Here is a 3,477-nt window from a genome sequence, read left to right as displayed (position 1 = left end):
CCGCCGAAGAAACTCGCTCAAGCAGGCGAATATCGACCGGCGTCGGGATAATGTACTCACGCCCAAAGCTCATCTCAGTGCGCTCGTAGGCGTCTAACACTTCTTGGGGTACCGGCTCTCGAGCTAGATCCTTCAGGGCGTGGACAGCAGCCAGCTTCATGGCTTCATTAATGCGTGTCGCCCGAACATCCAAAGCACCTCGGAAAATAAACGGGAAACCCAATACGTTATTTACCTGATTCGGGAAATCCGAACGACCGGTGGCCATGATCACATCAGGACGTGCCTCGCGGGCCACAGCCGGGTGAATTTCCGGATCTGGGTTAGTACAGGCGAAAATAACCGGGTCTGCGGCCATTTTTTTCACTTGCTCGGCAGAAAGCAGCCCTGGGCCTGAAAGACCAATAAACACATCAGCACCGTCGATGGCATCGTCTAACGTGCGCATATTGGTATGGCGGGCGAATTCAGCTTTATACTCGTTAATGCCATCGCGATCAGCGTGAATAACACCGCGACGATCAAGCATCACCAAATTCTTTTTACTCGCGCCACAAGACACTAGCAAACGCATGCAGGCAATCGCTGCTGCCCCCGCGCCCATGCAAACAATCTTCACATCTTCAATGCGCTTATTGGCAATATCCAGCGCATTAAGCATACCGGCAGCGGTCACAATGGCCGTACCATGCTGATCATCGTGAAATACTGGAATACTGCAGCGATCAATCAAGGCTTTTTCGATTTCAAAGCACTCGGGTGCTTTGATATCTTCCAGGTTAATACCACCCCAGGTATCCGCAATACGCGCCACCGTATCGATAAACGCCTGAGGGCTTTCAGCATCCACTTCAATATCGACTGAGTTAATGCCTGCAAAGCACTTAAACAGTACGCCCTTACCTTCCATAACCGGCTTACTGGCCAGCGGACCAAGGTTACCAAGACCTAGAATGGCAGTTCCGTCAGAAATGACAGCGACCAGATTCCCTTTACCAGTGTAGCGATACGCGTTTTCCGCCTCACGGGCGATTTCGCGAACCGGCTCAGCAACGCCAGGGCTATACGCCAGCGCCAGATCACGCGCGGTAGCTGTGGGTTTGGTTAACTCCACAGACAGCTTACCGGGAATCGGTTTAGCGTGATAATCCAAAGCCGCTTGCTTATTTGCATCCATCATGGTCAAGGTCCAATCAGCCTAAAGTAGAAAAGTCACTCCAGAATATAGAAAAAACCCATGCGCCTCAAGCACGTAGTAAACTTTGCAGAAAAACAGTTGTTTCAACCCCGTTTCCAACATGTTCGTAACTTTTCAACACCATTTGCTGCAACTTATAAATGAACGCGATAGCCATAAAGGTTTGCTTATTGATGCAATGCGGCATTTATGAAAATAAATTCCATTAAAAATTATAAAAAACCAATTTTTCCACAGGCCTGCCTGTGCAGAAGCGGCTGTGGACAAGTATCTATTTTAAGCATCTGCTAGAAGCATCCATGGATGCATCATTACTAGGTAGAATAAGCCTTCAAAAGGCCTATCAGGTAAGGAAGGGAAAGGAAAATGGAAAAAGCGTGCCTCTGAGAATAAAAAGCCCACGCCGTAGCGTGGGCTTATATTGCAAACACATTGTGTGTTTGCAGCAGCGCAAATCCGTTAGGATTAGCCGCGCTTAACGGCAGCGCCGAAACGCTTGTTAAAGCGTTCTACACGGCCACCAGTGGTCGCTTGCTTCTGCTTACCAGTGTAGAACGGGTGGCAGTTGGAGCACACGTCCAGAGAGAAGTCCTGACCAGAGGTAGAACCAACCTGGAAGCTTGCACCGCAAGAACAGCTAGCGGTGACCGTGTTGTAATTCGGGTGGATACCTTGTTTCATCTTGAGCCTCATGAGCTGTATGCCGCCACCTGATCCGTTGCCAAGCACCGCATACGGGTTTGAAAAAACTGCTAACCGGTTAACCGCTCCATCCTATAGATTCAGAGCGGCCGCGCATTCTAGCAAACTAAACGCCGGAGGCCAATTGTCCGACTCTGTTTCTAACCAGGCACGCCCTCAAGGCGGGTCCACAGCACCTTTTCAAGTGCTAAAAGTCGCTCTACCATCACCGCTGCGGCGTTTATTTGACTATTTACCAACACGCCAACCACCCGCTTGTGGCTGGCAGATAGGCCTTAGAGTGCGCGTCCCCTTTGGCCGCAGAGAAGTGGTCGGCGTGGTGGCAGAACTTGCCAATGGCAGCGAACTGCCTCACGGGAAGCTACGCGCTATTAGCGAGGTGCTCGATGACGCCCCCCTGCCCAACGACTGGCAGTGGCTATGCCATTTCGCGGCCCGTTATTATCAGCACAGTTTAGGCGACACAATGCAGCTGGCCATGCCCGCTCGGCTGCGCCAGGGCCACCCAATGGGAGGGCGAACGCAGACCCTGTGGCTGCCGCTATCACCTGGGGACGACCTGCCGCTTCAGCGAGCACCGAAACAAGCCGAGCTGTATGCCCTGCTGCGTCAGCATCCACATGGGCTGGCTGGTCGAGCCATCACTGCTCATGGTTTCACCCGTGAACAGCTTCTAGCCTTGCAAAAAAAGGGCTTCGCCCGTGCCCAGGAAACCACGCTAACCGCCACACCGCACGCTGGCGGCAACCTGCTGGCCTCACCATCACTGCCGCTGAACAGAGAGCAGGCCTCGGCACTTGCCGTATTGCATGAAAAGCTCGATAGCTACCATCCTTGCTTACTTGAAGGCGTAACCGGAAGCGGTAAAACCGAAATCTACCTTCAGCTAATTGAAGCCCTCGCCGCTAAGGGCAAGCAGTCTCTGGTGTTGGTGCCTGAAATAGGCCTCACGCCTCAAACCCTGGCGCGCTTTAAGAGTCGCTTTAGGGTACCGGTAGTGGCGCTACACTCAGGGCTTACCGACCTGGAGCGCCTGGATGTATGGGAAGCCGCAGCCAATGGCCGCGCGCTAGTCATTATCGGCACCCGTTCGGCTATTTTTACGCCACTCAAAAACCCAGGCGCCATTATCGTCGACGAAGAGCATGATGGCTCCTATAAACAGCACGACGGGCTTCGCTACCACGCCCGGGATTTAGCCGTTGCCAGGGCTCATTACCACAACATCCCCCTGCTGTTAGGCAGCGCCACGCCTTCTTTTGAGAGTTTGCAGCAAGCGCTTTCTGGCCACTATCGCCATCTGCGCCTCACCCAACGTCCCAGCCGACACCCACCAGCCAAGCTTGAATTGATTGACCTACGTCATCAGCGACGCCAGGGGGGGCTGCTGCCCGGCGCCATCACCGCTATCAAAAACACCTTAGCGTCAGGCAAGCAGGCGCTGGTTTTTATTAACCGACGGGGATTCGCACCAACGCTGGCTTGCCATAGCTGTGGGTGGATCGCCGAGTGCGGACAGTGCGACTCGCGCATGACGCTGCACCGCCAGCCTCCCCTTTTGGCCTGCCACCATTGCG

Annotated in this window: 3 protein-coding genes; 1 reads left to right on the top strand and 2 read right to left on the bottom strand. The window is 53.6% G+C overall.

Annotated features, from left to right (window positions below):
- Positions 1-1,180: malic enzyme-like NAD(P)-binding protein (locus INT22_RS08640; protein ID WP_193068053.1), on the bottom strand; the 1,180-nt coding region annotated here is incomplete at its 3' end.
- A gap of 483 nt (positions 1,181-1,663) precedes the next feature.
- Positions 1,664-1,879 carry a 50S ribosomal protein L31 gene (gene rpmE / locus INT22_RS08635; protein ID WP_009724828.1) on the bottom strand — a complete coding sequence of 72 codons (216 nt, stop codon included), beginning with the start codon at positions 1,877-1,879 and terminating at the stop codon, positions 1,664-1,666.
- Positions 1,880-1,898: 19 nt separating this feature from the next.
- On the opposite strand from rpmE, the gene priA reads away from it, so the two are divergent.
- A partial coding sequence (gene priA, locus INT22_RS08630) for a replication restart helicase PriA (RefSeq protein WP_226912537.1) occupies positions 1,899-3,477 on the top strand: 1,579 nt, incomplete at its 3' end.

Source organism: Halomonas sp. 3D7M, assembly GCF_014897885.1.
Classification (GTDB): Bacteria; Pseudomonadota; Gammaproteobacteria; order Pseudomonadales; family Halomonadaceae; genus Vreelandella.
The sequence above is the reverse complement of the archived record's forward strand: the minus strand, read 5'-3'. Positions and strand labels throughout refer to the sequence as shown.

Excerpts from the sequence above, each read along its gene's own strand:
- rpmE (WP_009724828.1), bottom strand. The coding sequence starts at position 1,879 with ATGAAACAAGGTATCCACCCGAATTACAACACGGTCACCGCTAGCTGT.